The following is a 15,037-nucleotide window of genomic DNA, read 5'->3' as shown; positions in this document are numbered from 1 at the left end:
AAGGGGGCACATAGTATCCGCCTTACCGCCAGCTTTCTCTGTTTAAGATCAAGGCCCTACCCCTGCGTCAGCACCGCCAGCAGCGCCAGCAGCGCGGGCAGCGCCTGAATATAGAGAATTTTGCGGCTGGCGGTCAGCGCGCCGAATATCCCGGCGGCCAGCACGCAGGCGAGGAAAAAGATCACCACCGGCTCGCCGGACTCCCCCAGCCACAGCCCCCACGCCAGGCCGGCGGCCAGGAAACCGTTATACAACCCCTGGTTGGCCGCCAGCACCCGGGTTTCCCGGGCGAAATCGGCGCTGAGGTTAAAGGCCCGGCGCCCGGCGGGCGCTTCCCAGAAAAACATCTCCAGCACCAGGATGGCGAGATGAATAATAGCGACCAGCGCAACGAGGAGAGTGGCTAACACAGCAGTCCTTAATCGATGAGATGAATGTGTCTGCAGTATAGCCGCTGGCGCTCACCAGGCGAGAGGGCGACTGCTATAGTGCATATAGCGTCATGTTTGCCTGCCGCGACGAGCGCCGGTTTATCTGATTGCCCTTTGGTTTAGCTTAGCGGTGATAGTATGCCGGGTTCTTTTTTTACGGGTGTGGCGTAGGTTACTGAATGTTGAATAAATTATGGCTTGTGTTATCCGGGCTGCTGTTGGTTGCCATGCCGTCGGCGCAGGCCGGGGAATTAAATCTCTATTCGATGAATACCGGTTCCTATGTTTATCACATGACCGGCAACCACGGACAATATAACGAGCATTTCAACAACAACTTTTTCTCGGTGGAGCGCAAGTTTTCAGCGGTTTCAAAATACAGCGCGCTGGTCGGCACCATGAAAAACAGCTTCGACGATCGCTGTCTGACCCTCGGCGTGCGCCGCGACTGGCTGAAAAACGACACCGGCTGGCTGCTGAAAGGGGTGTATGCCTATACCGGAGAATTTTTCTTTGACGCTTTCAGCCACTGCGGCGACTCAGGTACCTACCGCACCGCCAAAAAAATCACCGGCGTCGGTTTTTCGCCCTATATCTATCATGGTCTGCAGTATAACTTTACCGATTATTTCGGCGTCGAGGGCGGGATTATTCTCCCGGCGATCTTTGTGATGAGTATTCAGTGGAGCTTTCGCTAAGCGCCTGTATCAGGCCGGTAAAGAGAGGCCACCCTGGGTGGCCTGCTCATGTTGCCCTGGCGGCAGGGATTAATGGAAACCGAGACGGATCAGATCTAACGGACAGAAGCGGCCCTCGCAGCCGTCGATTTCCACGCAGTCCGCCCGACGCAGCTGCTCGGCGGTTTTCCCCTCGCCATGGATCGCTTTAATCACGCCCGTCGTACCGTTACCGGCGATCATGACCATGCTGCCGGTGGCAATAGCGTTACGATTACGGTCATAGGTTTTCATGCTCTCCTCCTCAATAAACCAGTGTAAGCAATGATTAAGCGGCCAAATTAATACCGCTTCCTGCCTAAAAAAGTTTTGAGGAATATCAAAATTATTTTAATAATGCCGACATCAGCCGGGCGCGAGAGTCATTCATGGCCGCTACAGGGTTTGCCTGCGCCGAGGGAAAAGCCTCGATCATCCTGCCAGCCATCTGGCAGGCAGGATAGGGTTTGACGACCAGATAATTCACTTTGCCGGCGCATCAGATAAGGCTGCGCAGGGCGGCTATCAGCCCAGCGACACCGCGCTCCAGCTAGCCGACATTGAGGCGCAGAAAGCCATTGCCTTCGGGACCATAGGTATACCCCGGCATAATCGCCACCTTCTGCCCGGCGACCGGCGCGTGGTTCGGTCTGCTGCGCGCCGGAAGGCAGAGTGGTGAAGATGGCGTCGACAGCTACTTCGAGCAGCGGGTGGCGCTGGCGGCGTTCGCCGATGTGCCTGAGGCCGCGCTTGACGACCTGCCGCTCACCTGGGTCACCACCCCGGCGCGCGAGATGGGAAAAACGCTGGCGGAGTCGATGCTGCGGCGGCTGGAGGAGGGCGCGGGCGAGACGCGAAATCAGATCATGCCCCCGCGGCTGGTGACGAGAAAATGACGGAGACGGCGCGCGGTGGCCGTCTCCTGAGCCGATAAGTTACGGCTGCGGGGCGGCGTCGTCCTGCTGAGGCGCGGCGTCATCCTGCTGCGGCTGGCCCTCCTGCGGCGCGCTGTCCGGTAACGAAGGCGCTTCGAGACCAAACATCGCGGCAAAATCCTCCAGCGGCATTTTCTGGCCGTTCAGCGTCACCTGGCCGTTCGCGTACTGCAGGCTGCTGCTGATGGCGTTATCTTCCATGGTGGTGATGCGGAACATCTGGCCCATCGCCGCCAGGCCTTTGACCTGCTGATCGGCGAGTTTGGCGGCGTCGGCTGGCTGGTAGCCTTCCAGACCGGCGATCTTAGTCATAAACTCCGTCGCCATATCCACCGGGATCACCACTTTGCCGTCAAGGGACTGCACCACGCGATCCAGGCTGTCCGCCAGGGTCTGCGGCGGGGCGGTCACCTGGGCCGGATCTTTCAGCAGCACCGAGAGGTTGAGGCTGCTTTCGCCTTTGGCATTGCGCCAGCTCAGCGGTGAGATAGTCACCGACGGATTGCCCTTAAGCAGGATCGGCAGCGCATTGAACAGGGTTTCGGTAAGCGCCTGCTGATACAGCTCCGGGTTCTGCGCCAGCTCTGGTTTCGCCAGCAGCGCCTGAGACTGCGCGCTGTACTGCTGGCTGAACTGGTGCCACGCCTGACCGTCGACGTTATCCATTTTCAGCGTCAGTTTGCCGCTACCCATATCCTGACCCTGCAGCTTCAGGCTGTTGACGGTGTAGTTCACCTGGCTGTTCACGCCTTTGCCGTCCTTGGTCAGCGTGGAGCCGCCGTCCAGCGCCATGCCGTCAACCAGTGCCAGCTCTTTGCCTTCGACGCTGATGGCCAGTTTATCGAGGGTCATTTTTTGCTGGCCGATACGCTCGTTGAAGCTGGCCAGCTCGGTGGCGCCGTCGGTGGTCAGGTTGACGAAGCGCAGCTGCACCTTCTGATTATATTCGTTGAGAGCATCGATCTGGCCGCTGCCGGCCTGGCCCTTCAGGCTGATGTTTTTGCCGTCGCGGTCGGCGTCGAGCTGGAACTCGCCGCCGCTGAAGGTGACTTTCTCATCCCCTTTGGCGTAGTCGAGGGCATTGAGGACGATCGCCGACTGGCTGTCGCCGCTGTAGGCGATGCGCGTATCGACAGTAAAGGGGGTATTGCCTTTGGCTATCTCGAACAGCGCCTGGCTGGCGTCGTTTTTCACCAGCGTGGTGTGGACCGAGGCCATCGCCGGGGCCAGATTAAAGGTTTTTAACGAGGCCAGCGGGAAGGGGCCGTGATCGACCACCTCGTCAAGCACCACGCTCTGCCCGGCGGCCAGCCAGCCGTTAGCCTGACCGGCGATCGGCTTCACCACCAGCTGCAGATGGCTGCTGAACAGCCCGCGCTGGTAGTCCTGATAGCTCAGCTCCAGACCTGACTCAGGCGCGCTGCTGCGTAACTGCGCGTTAGCCTGCTGCACCATATCGGCAATCCGGCCTTCCAGCTGTTTGCCGGTGTACCAGGCGCCGCCTGTCCATACCACGCCCAGCGCCACGATGATTCCTGCTGCGACCAGCGATTTTTTCATAGCATTTGTCCATAAATGAAGCCAGGCGGAGAGACCGCCTGGCTGAGTTGTCATAATCAGTAAGCGCGACCTGAAAGGTCTGTCGTTTACTGGAGCTTATTGAACACGCGCGCCACGCGGCCATGGCCGCTGACCTGCACCGGCGACTCATTGGCGGCCACAAAGGCAGATTCGCCCGGCTTGAGGGTCAGGCTCTGGTCGCCTTTGCGCAGCAGGGCTTCGCCGTCGACGCAGAAAACGATCGCCGCGCTCGCCTGGGCCAGATCGCTGGCCTCGGCGGAGAGATCGTGCAGCGAGAAGGCAAAATCTTCCACCGGGATCGGGAAGTCCAGCTCCGCGCCGTGCCGCTGCGGCTGGGTCAGCAGCTCACCCGCCGGTTTGGCCTCGAACTTGACGTTGGCCACCAGCTCAGGGATATCAATGTACTTCGGCGTCAGGCCAGCGCGCAGCACGTTATCCGAGTTGGCCATCACCTCCAGCGCCACCCCCTGCAGATACGCGTGCGGCGTTTCGGCAAACAGGAACATCGCTTCGCCCGGATTCAGCTTCACCACGTTCAGCAGCAGCGGGGAGAAAAGTCCGCTGTCGTCGGGATAAAATTCGGCGATCAGGCGGATGGTCTGCCACGGTTCGCCCTGTTCGCGGTCCAGCACCTCGCGCAGCGCCTGCAGCGCCTGCGCTTTTTCCTCGCCCTGCATATTCAGCAGGCTGGCAAACAGCTGGCTCAGGCGAGCCGCGTCCGGCTGCTGCAGGAAGGCGCCGATCGCCGGGTGCGCGTTAGCCACCGGCTGCAGCAGGCTGACAATCTCGCTGAACTCGCGAAACGCGTTCATCGCCAGGAACGGGGTCAGGGCGAAGACCAGCTCCGGCTTGTGGTTCGGATCTTTATAGTTACGTTCGGCGGCGGAGAGGGGGATGCCGGCGGCGTTCTCGCGGGCGAAACCCTCTTCGGAGGCCTGCTTGTTAGGATGGACCTGAATGGAGAGGGGCTGCGCGGCGCACAGCACTTTAAACAGGAACGGCAGTTCACCGAAGCGTTGCGCCACTTTGTCGCCGAGCAGGGCGGCTTTGTCCGCATCAATCACTTCGCGCAGCGAACGCGGCTGGCCGTCTGCCGCCAGGATCTGCGAGCTGCTCTTCGGATGCGCCCCCATCCACAGCTCTGCCATCGGCAGGTTGTCCGGGTTGGCGATGCCATACAGTTCAGTTAAGGCGGTGTGGCTTCCCCATGCATAGTTCTGCACGGCGTTAATCAGCTTTTGCATTCTCAATCCCTGTTTCAATCAAAGTAAAATTTATCGCCCTATTAAACCAGCAAACGCTGGAGAAGCAACTGCTGAAAGAAAAAGTCGTCCCTGTCTCAGTTTTTGTTAAAAAATTGTGTAAAATTGATCGACTCGCTTTTCTACAGGCACATGGAGTCCCTGCCTGAAACATAATCAGCCAAAGCAGTAAGTGAGAGTACAATGTCGAATAAACCGTTTGTTTACCAGGATCCTTTTCCCCTCAAAAAGGATGACACCGAGTATTATCTCCTCAGCAGTGATTACGTCTCCGTCGCCGAATTTGCCGGCCAGGAAGTGCTAAAAGTTGACCCTCAGGCGCTGACCCTTCTGGCGCAACATGCCTTCCACGACGCCTCCTTTATGCTTCGCCCGGCCCATCAGCAGCAGGTAGCGGATATCCTTAACGACCCGGAAGCCAGCGAAAACGACAAATACGTCGCCCTGCAGTTCCTGCGCAACTCCGATATCGCCGCCAAAGGCATTCTGCCTACCTGCCAGGACACCGGCACCGCCATCATCATGGGTAAAAAAGGCCAGCGCGTCTGGACCGGCGGCGGCGACGAAGCCGCGCTGGCGCAGGGGGTATACAACACCTACATCCAGGACAACCTGCGCTATTCGCAGAACGCCCCGCTGGATATGTATAAAGAGGTCAACACCGGCACCAACCTGCCGGCGCAGATCGACCTCTATGCTACCGATGGCGATGAGTACAAATTCCTCTGTATCGCCAAAGGCGGCGGCTCGGCGAACAAAACCTATCTCTACCAGGAAACCAAAGCGCTGATCACCCCGGCGAAGCTGAAAAACTATCTGGTGGAGAAGATGCGTACCCTTGGTACCGCTGCCTGCCCGCCGTACCACATCGCCTTTGTCATCGGCGGTACCTCGGCGGAAGCGACGCTGAAGACCGTCAAGCTGGCGTCCACCAAATACTACGATGGTCTGCCGACCGAAGGTAATGAGCATGGCCAGGCGTTCCGCGACATTCAGCTGGAGCAGGAGCTGCTGGTGGAGGCGCAAAACCTCGGCCTCGGCGCGCAGTTCGGCGGCAAATACTTCGCCCACGATATCCGGGTGATCCGCCTGCCGCGCCACGGCGCCTCCTGTCCGGTAGGGATGGGGGTTTCCTGTTCCGCCGACCGCAACATCAAAGCCAAAATCAACCGCGACGGCATCTGGATCGAGAAGCTGGAGAGCAATCCGGGGAAATATATCCCTGAGCATTTGCGCCAGGCCGGCGAAGGCGAAGCGGTGAAGGTGAACCTTAACCAGCCGATGAGCGAGATCCTGGCGCTGCTGTCGCAGTACCCGGTCTCCACCCGTCTGTCGCTGAGCGGCACCATTATCGTCGCCCGCGACATCGCCCACGCCAAGCTGAAAGAGCTTATCGATAACGGCGAGGAACTGCCGCAGTACGTGAAAGATCACCCGATCTACTACGCCGGCCCGGCCAAGACGCCGGACGGTTACGCCTCCGGCTCCCTCGGCCCGACCACCGCAGGCCGCATGGACTCTTACGTCGATCTGCTGCAGTCTCACGGCGCGAGTAAGATCATGCTGGCGAAAGGCAACCGCAGCCAGCAGGTCACCGACGCCTGCCACAAGCACGGCGGTTTCTACCTCGGCAGCATCGGCGGCCCGGCGGCGGTACTGGCTCAGCAGAGCATCCGCAGCCTGGAGTGCGTGGCGTATCCGGAACTGGGGATGGAGGCGATCTGGAAAATCGAAGTGGAAGACTTCCCGGCGTTTATCCTCGTCGATGATAAAGGCAACGACTTCTTCCAGCAGATCCAGACGTCGCAGTGCGCCCGCTGCGTGAAATAAACCTGGCCGCCCTTCGGGGCGGCTCTGGCCGATGACAAACCTGTTTTCGTTATCGTGCGCGCCTTCTGCCGGGTGGCGGCTTTCGCCTTGCCCGGCCTACGAAAACAGCAATATCAACCGGGTATGCCATTCCCTGTCGGCCCGCGCCAGCGCAGCGCCGCCGGGCAATCGCTGAAGATGGCACGTTGTCAGCCGTCCGGGCCGCCCTTCGGGGCGGCTTTTTTATGCCGCTTTGCGGCACGAACCACCAAAACAACTTATCAATCTGGCCAATACTTACTCTTTTAAGCAGGTGAGCTTTGTCGCTATGACGCACTTTTCATCCAAGGAGAAAGTAATGACAACGCATCGCAGTGAAAAAGACTCGATGGGCGCCATCGACGTCCCGGCCGATAAACTCTGGGGCGCCCAGACCCAGCGTTCGCTGGAGCATTTCCGCATCTCGACCGAAAAAATGCCCGGGGAACTGATATATGCCCTCGCGCTGACCAAGCGGGCGGCGGCGAAGGTCAATCAGGATCTTGGCCTGCTGACGGCGGAGAAAGCCGGGGCGATCGTCGCCGCCGCTGACGAAGTGCTGGCCGGAAAACATCCCCAGGAGTTCCCGCTGGCTATCTGGCAGACCGGTTCCGGCACCCAGAGCAATATGAATATGAACGAGGTGCTGGCTAACCGCGCCAGTGAACTACTCGGCGGGGAGCGGGGGATGGCGCGAAAAATCCACCCCAATGACGATGTCAATAAAAGCCAGAGCTCGAACGATGTGTTCCCCACCGCCATGCACGTCGCGGCGCTGGTCGCCCTGCGGGAAAAGTTGCTCCCGTCGCTGCAGGCGCTGCGGGCCACGCTCAACGAAAAAGCGGTGGCCTTCAGGGATATCGTGAAGATCGGTCGCACCCATCTGCAGGACGCCACGCCGCTCACCTTAGGCCAGGAAATCTCCGGCTGGGTGGCGATGCTGGACCATAGCCTGAAGCATCTTGAAGCCAGCCAGCCGCACCTTGCCGAGCTGGCGCTGGGCGGGACGGCGGTGGGGACCGGGCTGAATACGCATCCGGAATATGCCGTGCGGGTGGCGGCCGAGCTGGCCTCGCTCAGCGGACAGTCGTTTGTCACCGCGCCGAATAAATTCGAAGCGCTGGCCACTGTCGATGCCCTGGTCCATGCCCACGGCGCGCTGAAAGGTCTGGCGGCCTCGCTGATGAAAATCGCTAACGATGTCCGCTGGCTGGCCTCCGGGCCGCGCTGCGGGATTGGCGAAATCGCCATCCCGGAAAACGAGCCTGGGTCATCGATTATGCCCGGTAAGGTCAACCCGACGCAGTGCGAGGCCCTGACCATGGTCTGCTGCCAGGTGATGGGTAACGACGTGGCGGTGAATATCGGCGGCGCCTCGGGTAACTTTGAGCTCAACGTCTATCGGCCGATGGTCATTCACAACTTCCTGCAGTCGGTGCGTCTGCTGGCGGACGGCATGACGAGCTTTAACGAGCACTGTGCGGTGGGGATTGAGCCGAATCGTGAGCGGATCACCCAGCTGCTCAACGAGTCGCTGATGCTGGTGACCGCGCTAAATACCCATATCGGCTATGATAAAGCGGCGGAGATCGCCAAAAAAGCGCACCATGAGGGGCTGACCCTGAAGGCTTCGGCGCTGGCGCTGGGCTACCTGACGGAAGCCGAATTCGATAGCTGGGTGCGCCCGGAACAGATGGTCGGCAGCCTGGCTACTCGCTAGCCAGCCAGAGGTGCAGACGAGGGATCAGTAATCTCAGCGCCTGCGCCTCCGGTTTGTAGCGGTATTGCACATTGTCGGCATCGTAGTTGAGCAATTCCCCAATATCCGGCACGCTGACCCCCTGGCTACCGGACATCAGGGCGATCAGCGGGCTGGGGCAGGCGTACTGCACCTGTTTCTGCTCGCTGGCATACCAGACGCGGGCAATCGGCTGCACTTTCACCGGCCGTTTGATTTTCAGCCGCGCCCGCTGCGGCAGGGCGGCGATATCCTGATACTCCCTTTCCAGTTTGCTCTGCCACTGCTCGCGGGTCCAGGGCGGCACCGCCCGCGGCGATTGCAGGCTTTTTTCCAGCATCATCAACACCTGGTCGCGGGTCAGATTTTTGATCACGTGCTTATTGGCCCAGCCGAAGCGGATAGTGCTCGGGTCGAGGAGGGGCGTTAGCGTGCGATAGGCGCTGAGGGTGATTAACCCAGGCAGATGGCGATGCACCCACTCAAAGCGGGCGGTGGGGGGCAGGCCAGCGTCGACAGTGACGATTTTCTCGAAGGTGGCCTTCAGGGCGTTAATCTGCTGAATGCGCGCCAGCAGCGCCTGCTGTTCCGCGGCGGAGACCTGGAGACAGATAGCGCCCGGCAGGCGGACGGCGGCTTTGCTGCTGCGGGTTTCCGACTGCTGCTGGATAAACAGATGGCCGTAGTGGCGCAGGGCGAGATCCAGCGCCGCCTCGCCGGTGTGCTGGACGACCGTAATGTTCGCCAGCGGGTCGTGCTCGGCATCCTTACTGATCGCCGGCAGCTCAAACACCCGGCCCGCCAGCAGCCGGCAGGCCGCTAACGCCTGGCGCAGCGCCTGCAGCTCCAGTTCGATCTGGCGAAAGGTATCATTCAGACGTTCAACGAGGTCGTAGCTGGCCATCGCCTTCACCTTAGTTACAACATACTATTCGATTTTTGCAGCATACCCAGCCCGCGGCTTCTGCGCAAGTTTTATTCAGGCAGAGGTAAAATCGGGCAACTGATGATAGACCGGCCAGCTAAAGCAGAAGCGGGCGCCGCCGAGTGGACTGGCCTCGCAGCGAACGTCGCCCCCCATCGCCTGGGCGATACTGTGGACAATGGCCAGGCCGAGGCCGCACCCTCCGGTCGCCCGATCGCGGCTGGGGTCAAGACGAACAAAAGGTTCGAACACCCGCTCGCGCTCCTCGGGGGCAATGCCCGGGCCGTCATCGTCGACCTGCAACGACGCGCGGGAACCCTGCAGGGTCAGGCTGACCGCTACCCGCTGACCGCTGTAGCGCAGGGCGTTGTTCACCAGATTATCCAGCACCCGCTCCATCAACCGCATATCCAGCGCGCCATAGTTGCCGCGGGTCAGCGTCGCGAGGCCGACTTCGCGCTGCGGGTTGACCATCTGGATATCCTCGACGTGGTCGCGGATCCAGGCGGGGAAATCGGGAGTGGTCAGGCTGAGCTCCGTCTGCGGGCGGTCGAGACGGGCGTAGGTCAGGAGCTCTTCTATGAGCGCCTCCAGCTGGCCGATATCGCGGTTCAGCGCCTGCGATTCCGCTTCTGTGAGGTTTTCGCTCATCTCCAGACGGTAGCGCAGGCGCACCAGCGGCGTCCTGAGCTCATGGGCGATGCCGTCAATCAGCTGCTTTTTACTGGCAATGAGGGCGTTAATGTTGTCGGCCATCTGGTTGAAGGCCACCCCGAGCCGCTCAAAGCTGGACATGCTGTCAAAATGAATACGCTCGCTGAGGTGGCCTTCGCCAAAGCGCTGGGCGGCGGTCTCAATGCGCAGCATGTCCTGCCAGTGCGGACGCATCCAGATAAACACCGGGAAGGCCAGCGAGATAGCGATAAACGCCATCAGCGCTACGTCCAGGAGACGCATTTCATGCAGAAAATAGAGATAGGGCACCGGGCCCACGGATAACACATAGTGGCTGCGGGGGATGCGCTGGATAAAGGTGTACTGGTCGTCGAGCGCGACGATATCCCCGGCGCGCAGGTGCTGCATCGAGCTTTCCGACAATTTGAATTTGCTCATCGGTTCGATGTGCAGGTCGAACGACAGATTAAGATCCAGTTCTTTCAGCGTCTTGCTCCAGTCGCGAGGCGGAATTTCCCGCAGCTCGCTGCGCATCAGATACAGTGAGCTTTTCATCAGATCGTCAAGCGACTGCCGGCCGGCGCGTTCAGCGGTAAATTTATAGACCAGGCCCACCAGCATGGTCATCACCAGAAAGCAGACGAAGAGCAGAAGGTAGAACTGCACGAACAGCTTTTTCATTACATTACCGCATAGTCAAAAAGAGAAACCTGCCGGCGCCTCGGGACCATCTGCCCGGCGAGGCGGAAACGTCTCGGGTTTACCGGGGCGAGCCGAGGCCCGCGCGGGAGTAACCGATACGCTATCAAAGCAGGGTTTATGCCCCCTGACAATAGCCAGCCGGGGGGAGCGACGTCGTTGAAAATGTGACAGTGTCACTTATTGCGAGCTTACCTCTGCATTAGGCAAGGATTATGTCCAGTGTCATCTGCGCGCCGCTGGGCGCTACTCGCGATAGTAGGGGATATCCACCGGATAGAGGGTGGCCAGGCTCAGCAGTCGACAGCGCACCAGCTGTTTTGCTTCGGCATACCAGTAAGCAAATTCGCCGGTGGTCTGGTGGTAAATCATCTGATCAAGGTTAGCAAACGGGATCACCAGCAGCGGCCCCTGGCGCACGTATCCGCCGCCGGTTTCGAAATGGTGATCTCCCCAGGATTGCTGGGTATGTTGATAGCGGTGGAGGAGCACCTTAATTTGCCCGCGCTGTGGACAGAGGAGCCGGATATCGGCGTTGTCGAGGGAAAAAGCCCAGCCAGAGAGTGACGTGAAGAGGGTAAGTGCCAAAAGTACAACGTATTTCATCATGCAAAAGTCCTGTGTTTTCAGGCTTTATGCCACTCTGATAACGGTAAGTCCTTGAGCACAATCATATTGAGGGGTTATGTGATGGGCTTCTGTACGGCGAAACATATTGATTTACTCAATATGACAAACTGGCGGCGGCCCGCCAGCGCGAAGGCGGCGGAAAATGCGATGCGCATACCGCCGGGGAACAGGCGGTAAACGGGCCCCTTTCAGGGCCGCAGAAGGAACGCTCAGTTGTCCCAGGCGTGGGGGGCGAAGAGGTAGCCTTTATTGCGTACCGTCTTAATCCGGTAGGGTTCTGTGGCGTTATCGAGCAGTTTTTTGCGCAGGCGCGAGATGGCGACGTCGACGCTGCGATCCATCCCGTCGTAGGTGACGCCGCGTAAATTTTTCAGCAGGGCGTCGCGGTCCATAATCTGCCCGGCGTGGGTAGCCAGCTCCCACAGCAGGTCGAAATCGGCGGTAGACAGGGCGACGCTTTCTCCGCCGAGCAGCACCTGGCGGTTGACCGGGTCAATGGTCAGTGAGCCAAAGGAGATGGTCTTGTGCGGGGTCAGCGTCGCAGGCGCGCCTGCTCCCGCCGGGGCGATATGCTGGCGCAAATGCAGACGCAGTCGCGCCAGCAGCACCGCCGGCGGGGTGGTTTTCAGGATATAATCGCTGGCGCCCATCTCCAGGGAGAGGATATGGTTCATATCGCTGTCGAGCGAGGTCAGCAGGACAATCGGCCCTTGCCATTGCCCACGCAGATCGCGACAGAGCGTCATTCCGTCCTTGCCGGGCAGCATAATGTCCAGGAGCACGAGGTCCGGTTTCTCCCGCGCGATCACTTCCTCTGCGCGGTCGCCGCGAGGCTCGACCACCACATCCATATCATGCTTGCCGAGATAGGCGGCGATCAGCGCCCCTACCTCAGGGTCATCCTCAACAAAAACGATTTTATTCATGTCTATTGCACATCAGTAAAAGAAGTAACATACACCGCGCCTATTTTACCCGCCATTCCTCTTTTAAAAACAGCGCTAATTCCGCTATGCTGCGCTAACTTGTTGATTCATTGTTAAGGCATAAGGACATGGGGCTGTTAATCAAAGGGCTGCTGGGCGCGCTGGTGGTGGTGCTGATTGGCGTGCTGGCGAAAACCAAAAACTACGCCATCGCCGGACTTGTTCCGCTGTTTCCCACCTTTGCGCTCATCGCCCACTATATTGTCGCCAGCGAGCGCGGTATTGAAGCCCTGCGCACCACTATCGTGTTCGGTATGTGGTCGATCGTTCCCTATTTTATCTATCTGCTGTCGCTGTGGTACTTCACCGGGATCATGCGCCTGCCGTTGGCGCTGGCAGGCGCAGTGGGGTGCTGGGGGCTGTGCGCGTGGCTGTTGATTGTTGGCTGGAGCCGCTTCCACTAACGCAGAGGGCGACCGCCGTCGACGGCGAATGACCGGCCGGTCACGTAGCGGCTGGTAAACAGATAGTCGATAAGGTCGCTGATCTCTTTCTCGCCCGGGGCGATTTTCATCAGCGACTTATCCAGCGCCTGCTGACGATAAGCCTCGTCGTCACCTTCATTGAACATGATCAGCGACGGCGCAATGGCGTTGACTTTGATCTCCGGGGCCAGCTTGCGGGCAAAGGAGCGGGTCATGTTGTCCAGCGCGGCCTTGCTGGCGGCGTAGGCGATATGTTTATCGCTCCCGCGCTCCACCACGTAATCGGTGATATGGATAATGTCGCTGGCGGCATGGCCGTGGCCGCGCAGGAGATCCTCCAGCGCGTGGTTGAGCAGATAGGGGGCATGGACGTGGATCTGCATCATGCGGTTGATCACCGTGCTGAGCGGTACGCCCGGCTTCTCCGCCATCCAGTCGCTGGCGTTGTGGATGATGGCCCGCAGGCCGCTGGTATGCGATTTAACCGCTTCGGCAAAGGTCAGAATGCCGTCATCGCTGCTGAAGTCGGCCTGCAGACAGAGGGCGCCCGCTTCGCGCAGGTCTTCGATCGCCGGATAGGGCGTGCGATAGCTGACGATCACCGGCTGGTGTTGCTGCAGAAAATGGTGCGCCAGCGCGAGGCCGATGCGGCGGCCTCCTCCTGTGATCAGAACCGGGCGGGGCTGTTGTTCAGCCATGGGTATCTCCTTTGATTTCTGCGGCAGGGCGACCGCTTACCCCACCAGCATCCACGTTGCCGGCACAGCGGCAACCAGCAATAAACCAATTAGCGCCAATTCGCGGCGTTTGAGCGAACGATCGTGCTGGTGCGTACGTCGGGCGTACAAAAAGACCAGAAGACCCGGAGCGTAAAGTACCACCGACAATAGCAAATGCACAGGTCCCGACGCGTATAATAACCATAAGCCATAAATGCAGGCGCCGATACCCACCGCTTTATGCAGCGGATGGGTGGCGATTTTGAGTAAAAAGGCGCCGACCAGCAGATAGGGCACGAGGATCATCTCTGAGGCGATGGTCAGCAGGGTGCCGTAGTCCGAACCGGTCAGCCAGATGAGGACCAGCGACGCCTGAACGCTGATATTGGTCAGCCACAGCGAAGCGGAGGGGGCGTTGTTGCGGTTCTGGCGGGCGAACAGGCGCGGGAAGGCTTTGTGAGTGGCGGCGAGGTAAGGCACTTCGGCGGCCATGATCGTCCAGCTGAGATAAGCGCCACACACCGACACGATAAGCCCGGCGGCAATCACAATTTCACCCCACGAGCCCATCAGTCTGACCATCAGTCCCGCCATCGACGGGTTGCGCATTTCGGCCAGTTCGCTACGCGGCACCACGCCCAGCGACAGCAGGGTGACCAGCAGATACACCGCGAGGGCCGAAAGCACCGCCAGCAGCGTCGCGCGGCCAACGTCCCGCTTGTGTCGCGCGCGGGCGGAGACCACCACCGCGCCCTCGACGCCGATAAACACCCACAGAGTGATCAGCATCGTGTTTTTAACCTGCTCCCACACCGGTACGCCCAGCGCCAGGCCGCTGAAATCGAGGCGGAACGTATCCAGCTGAAAGGCCAGGGCGGCGAGGGCGACAAACGCCCCCAGCGGCAACAGCTTGGCGAGGGTGGCGACCAGGTTAATCCCCGCCGCCGTCTGCACGCCACGCAGGACCAGGAAGTGGACCACCCACAGCAGAACTGAAGCGCCAACGATAGACTGCCAGGTGTTGCCATCGCCAAACAGGCGCAGCTCAGGGGTATCGGTGAAGAAACTGAGCGCCGAAAAGACGATCACCAGATAGGAGACATTGGCGATCACCGCGCACAGCCAGTAGCCCCAGGCGGAACAGAAGCCGATCAGCTCGCCGAACCCTTCGCGGGCGTAAGTGAAGATCCCGCCGTCGAGGTCGGGACGAATACGGGTCAACAACAGCATCGCGAAGGCGAGGAACAGGATCCCGACGCCGGTAATCGCCCAGCCGATGAGCAGAGCGGAAGGGCTGGCCACGGCCGCCATATTTTGCGGCAAACTGAATACGCCAGCGCCGAGCATTGAGCTGAGGACCAGGGCGGTCAGGGCGCTCAGGCCCAGTTTCTTTTCCATTGCATTCCCGAAGTGAAAATGGCTGTTCCAGAATATTTATTTTGCGAAATCGCATAAAAATGGAGGATT

The 15,037-nt window shown here is 59.8% G+C and carries 14 protein-coding genes and 2 pseudogenes; 5 read left to right on the top strand and 11 right to left on the bottom strand.

Annotation, left to right across the window (positions count from 1 at the left end; translation table 11 throughout):
• Positions 1–56: 56 nt before the first annotated feature.
• Positions 57–410: a DUF1304 domain-containing protein gene (locus ABLX76_RS21020; RefSeq protein WP_048297423.1), complete on the bottom strand. Its 354-nt coding sequence runs from the start codon at positions 408–410 to the stop codon at positions 57–59.
• Between the two features lie 239 nt (positions 411–649).
• On the opposite strand from ABLX76_RS21020, the gene ABLX76_RS21015 reads away from it, so the two are divergent.
• Positions 650–1,129: a hypothetical protein gene (locus ABLX76_RS21015; RefSeq protein ID WP_170927874.1), complete on the top strand. Its 480-nt coding sequence runs from the start codon at positions 650–652 to the stop codon at positions 1,127–1,129.
• Between the two features lie 69 nt (positions 1,130–1,198).
• On the opposite strand, the gene ydfZ is transcribed toward ABLX76_RS21015, so the two are convergent.
• The gene (ydfZ, locus tag ABLX76_RS21010; protein ID WP_004151566.1) at positions 1,199–1,402 is read right to left on the bottom strand and encodes a putative selenium delivery protein YdfZ; all 204 of its coding nucleotides are present in this window, start codon (positions 1,400–1,402) and stop codon (positions 1,199–1,201) included.
• A gap of 295 nt (positions 1,403–1,697) precedes the next feature.
• A pseudogene (locus ABLX76_RS21005) lies at positions 1,698–1,787 on the bottom strand (hypothetical protein); the annotation flags it as partial.
• Here ABLX76_RS21005 and ABLX76_RS21000 point away from each other — a divergent pair.
• A pseudogene (locus ABLX76_RS21000) lies at positions 1,777–2,043 on the top strand (substrate-binding domain-containing protein); the annotation flags it as partial. The pseudogenes ABLX76_RS21005 and ABLX76_RS21000 sit on opposite strands and share 11 nt — an antisense overlap.
• 39 nt (positions 2,044–2,082) lie before the next feature.
• On the opposite strand, the gene ABLX76_RS20995 reads toward ABLX76_RS21000, so the two are convergent.
• Both ABLX76_RS20995 and manA read right to left on the bottom strand, forming a co-directional pair.
• Positions 2,083–3,642, bottom strand: a complete 1,560-nt coding sequence (locus tag ABLX76_RS20995) for a YdgA family protein (protein WP_348875232.1) — start codon at positions 3,640–3,642, stop codon at positions 2,083–2,085.
• Between the two features lie 86 nt (positions 3,643–3,728).
• The gene (gene manA, locus ABLX76_RS20990; RefSeq protein WP_023289494.1) at positions 3,729–4,907 is read right to left on the bottom strand and encodes a mannose-6-phosphate isomerase; all 1,179 of its coding nucleotides are present in this window, start codon (positions 4,905–4,907) and stop codon (positions 3,729–3,731) included.
• A gap of 201 nt (positions 4,908–5,108) precedes the next feature.
• Here manA and fumA point away from each other — a divergent pair, with 201 nt between their 5' ends.
• Together fumA and fumC are read left to right on the top strand one after the other, a co-directional pair.
• On the top strand, positions 5,109–6,755 hold the full coding sequence (fumA, locus tag ABLX76_RS20985; RefSeq protein WP_023289495.1) for a class I fumarate hydratase FumA: 1,647 nt from the start codon (positions 5,109–5,111) through the stop codon (positions 6,753–6,755).
• 337 nt (positions 6,756–7,092) lie between these two features.
• Complete coding sequence (fumC, locus tag ABLX76_RS20980; protein ID WP_087849869.1) at positions 7,093–8,493, top strand: class II fumarate hydratase; 1,401 nt, start codon at positions 7,093–7,095, stop codon at positions 8,491–8,493.
• Here fumC and tus read toward each other — a convergent pair.
• The 4 genes from tus to rstA all read right to left on the bottom strand — a co-directional run bounded on the left by tus (position 8,483) and on the right by rstA (position 12,366).
• Positions 8,483–9,415 (bottom strand): DNA replication terminus site-binding protein, encoded by a 933-nt coding sequence (gene tus / locus ABLX76_RS20975; RefSeq protein ID WP_065882259.1) that lies wholly within the window; start codon positions 9,413–9,415, stop codon positions 8,483–8,485. The two genes, fumC and tus, sit on opposite strands and share 11 nt — an antisense overlap.
• A 75-nt stretch (positions 9,416–9,490) precedes the next feature.
• Positions 9,491–10,792, bottom strand: coding sequence for a two-component system sensor histidine kinase RstB (gene rstB, locus ABLX76_RS20970; RefSeq protein WP_065882260.1), 1,302 nt, complete (start codon positions 10,790–10,792; stop codon positions 9,491–9,493).
• Between the two features lie 264 nt (positions 10,793–11,056).
• Positions 11,057–11,419, bottom strand: a complete 363-nt coding sequence (locus ABLX76_RS20965; protein WP_023289499.1) for a hypothetical protein — start codon at positions 11,417–11,419, stop codon at positions 11,057–11,059.
• Between the two features lie 230 nt (positions 11,420–11,649).
• Positions 11,650–12,366, bottom strand: coding sequence for a two-component system response regulator RstA (gene rstA, locus ABLX76_RS20960; protein WP_023289500.1), 717 nt, complete (start codon positions 12,364–12,366; stop codon positions 11,650–11,652).
• Between the two features lie 128 nt (positions 12,367–12,494).
• Between rstA and ABLX76_RS20955 the strand changes: the two genes are divergently transcribed.
• Complete coding sequence (locus tag ABLX76_RS20955; RefSeq protein ID WP_023289501.1) at positions 12,495–12,830, top strand: GlpM family protein; 336 nt, start codon at positions 12,495–12,497, stop codon at positions 12,828–12,830.
• Here the strand turns inward: ABLX76_RS20955 and folM are convergent.
• Both folM and ABLX76_RS20945 read right to left on the bottom strand, forming a co-directional pair.
• A complete protein-coding gene (gene folM / locus ABLX76_RS20950; RefSeq protein WP_048297427.1) occupies positions 12,827–13,549 on the bottom strand; it encodes a dihydromonapterin reductase in 723 nt (240 codons plus the stop codon). The genes ABLX76_RS20955 and folM overlap by 4 nt on opposite strands.
• Before the next feature lie 36 nt (positions 13,550–13,585).
• The gene (locus ABLX76_RS20945; protein ID WP_065882261.1) at positions 13,586–14,968 is read right to left on the bottom strand and encodes an amino acid permease; all 1,383 of its coding nucleotides are present in this window, start codon (positions 14,966–14,968) and stop codon (positions 13,586–13,588) included.
• Positions 14,969–15,037: the final 69 nt, after the last annotated feature.

This window comes from Klebsiella sp. JB_Kp004 (genome assembly GCF_040065795.1).
Taxonomy (GTDB): Bacteria; Pseudomonadota; Gammaproteobacteria; order Enterobacterales; family Enterobacteriaceae; genus Klebsiella; species Klebsiella quasipneumoniae.
Note: the sequence above shows the minus strand (reverse complement) of the source record. Positions and strands in the feature narration are given on the sequence as shown.

Excerpts from the sequence above, each read along its gene's own strand:
- rstB (WP_065882260.1), bottom strand. The coding sequence starts at position 10,792 with ATGAAAAAGCTGTTCGTGCAGTTCTACCTTCTGCTCTTCGTCTGCTTT.
- fumA (WP_023289495.1), top strand. The coding sequence starts at position 5,109 with ATGTCGAATAAACCGTTTGTTTACCAGGATCCTTTTCCCCTCAAAAAG.
- fumC (WP_087849869.1), top strand. The coding sequence starts at position 7,093 with ATGACAACGCATCGCAGTGAAAAAGACTCGATGGGCGCCATCGACGTC.
- ABLX76_RS20955 (WP_023289501.1), top strand. The coding sequence starts at position 12,495 with ATGGGGCTGTTAATCAAAGGGCTGCTGGGCGCGCTGGTGGTGGTGCTG.
- rstA (WP_023289500.1), bottom strand. The coding sequence starts at position 12,366 with ATGAATAAAATCGTTTTTGTTGAGGATGACCCTGAGGTAGGGGCGCTG.
- tus (WP_065882259.1), bottom strand. The coding sequence starts at position 9,415 with ATGGCCAGCTACGACCTCGTTGAACGTCTGAATGATACCTTTCGCCAG.
- manA (WP_023289494.1), bottom strand. The coding sequence starts at position 4,907 with ATGCAAAAGCTGATTAACGCCGTGCAGAACTATGCATGGGGAAGCCAC.
- ABLX76_RS20945 (WP_065882261.1), bottom strand. The coding sequence starts at position 14,968 with ATGGAAAAGAAACTGGGCCTGAGCGCCCTGACCGCCCTGGTCCTCAGC.
- folM (WP_048297427.1), bottom strand. The coding sequence starts at position 13,549 with ATGGCTGAACAACAGCCCCGCCCGGTTCTGATCACAGGAGGAGGCCGC.
- ABLX76_RS20965 (WP_023289499.1), bottom strand. The coding sequence starts at position 11,419 with ATGATGAAATACGTTGTACTTTTGGCACTTACCCTCTTCACGTCACTC.
- ABLX76_RS20995 (WP_348875232.1), bottom strand. The coding sequence starts at position 3,642 with ATGAAAAAATCGCTGGTCGCAGCAGGAATCATCGTGGCGCTGGGCGTG.
- ydfZ (WP_004151566.1), bottom strand. The coding sequence starts at position 1,402 with ATGAAAACCTATGACCGTAATCGTAACGCTATTGCCACCGGCAGCATG.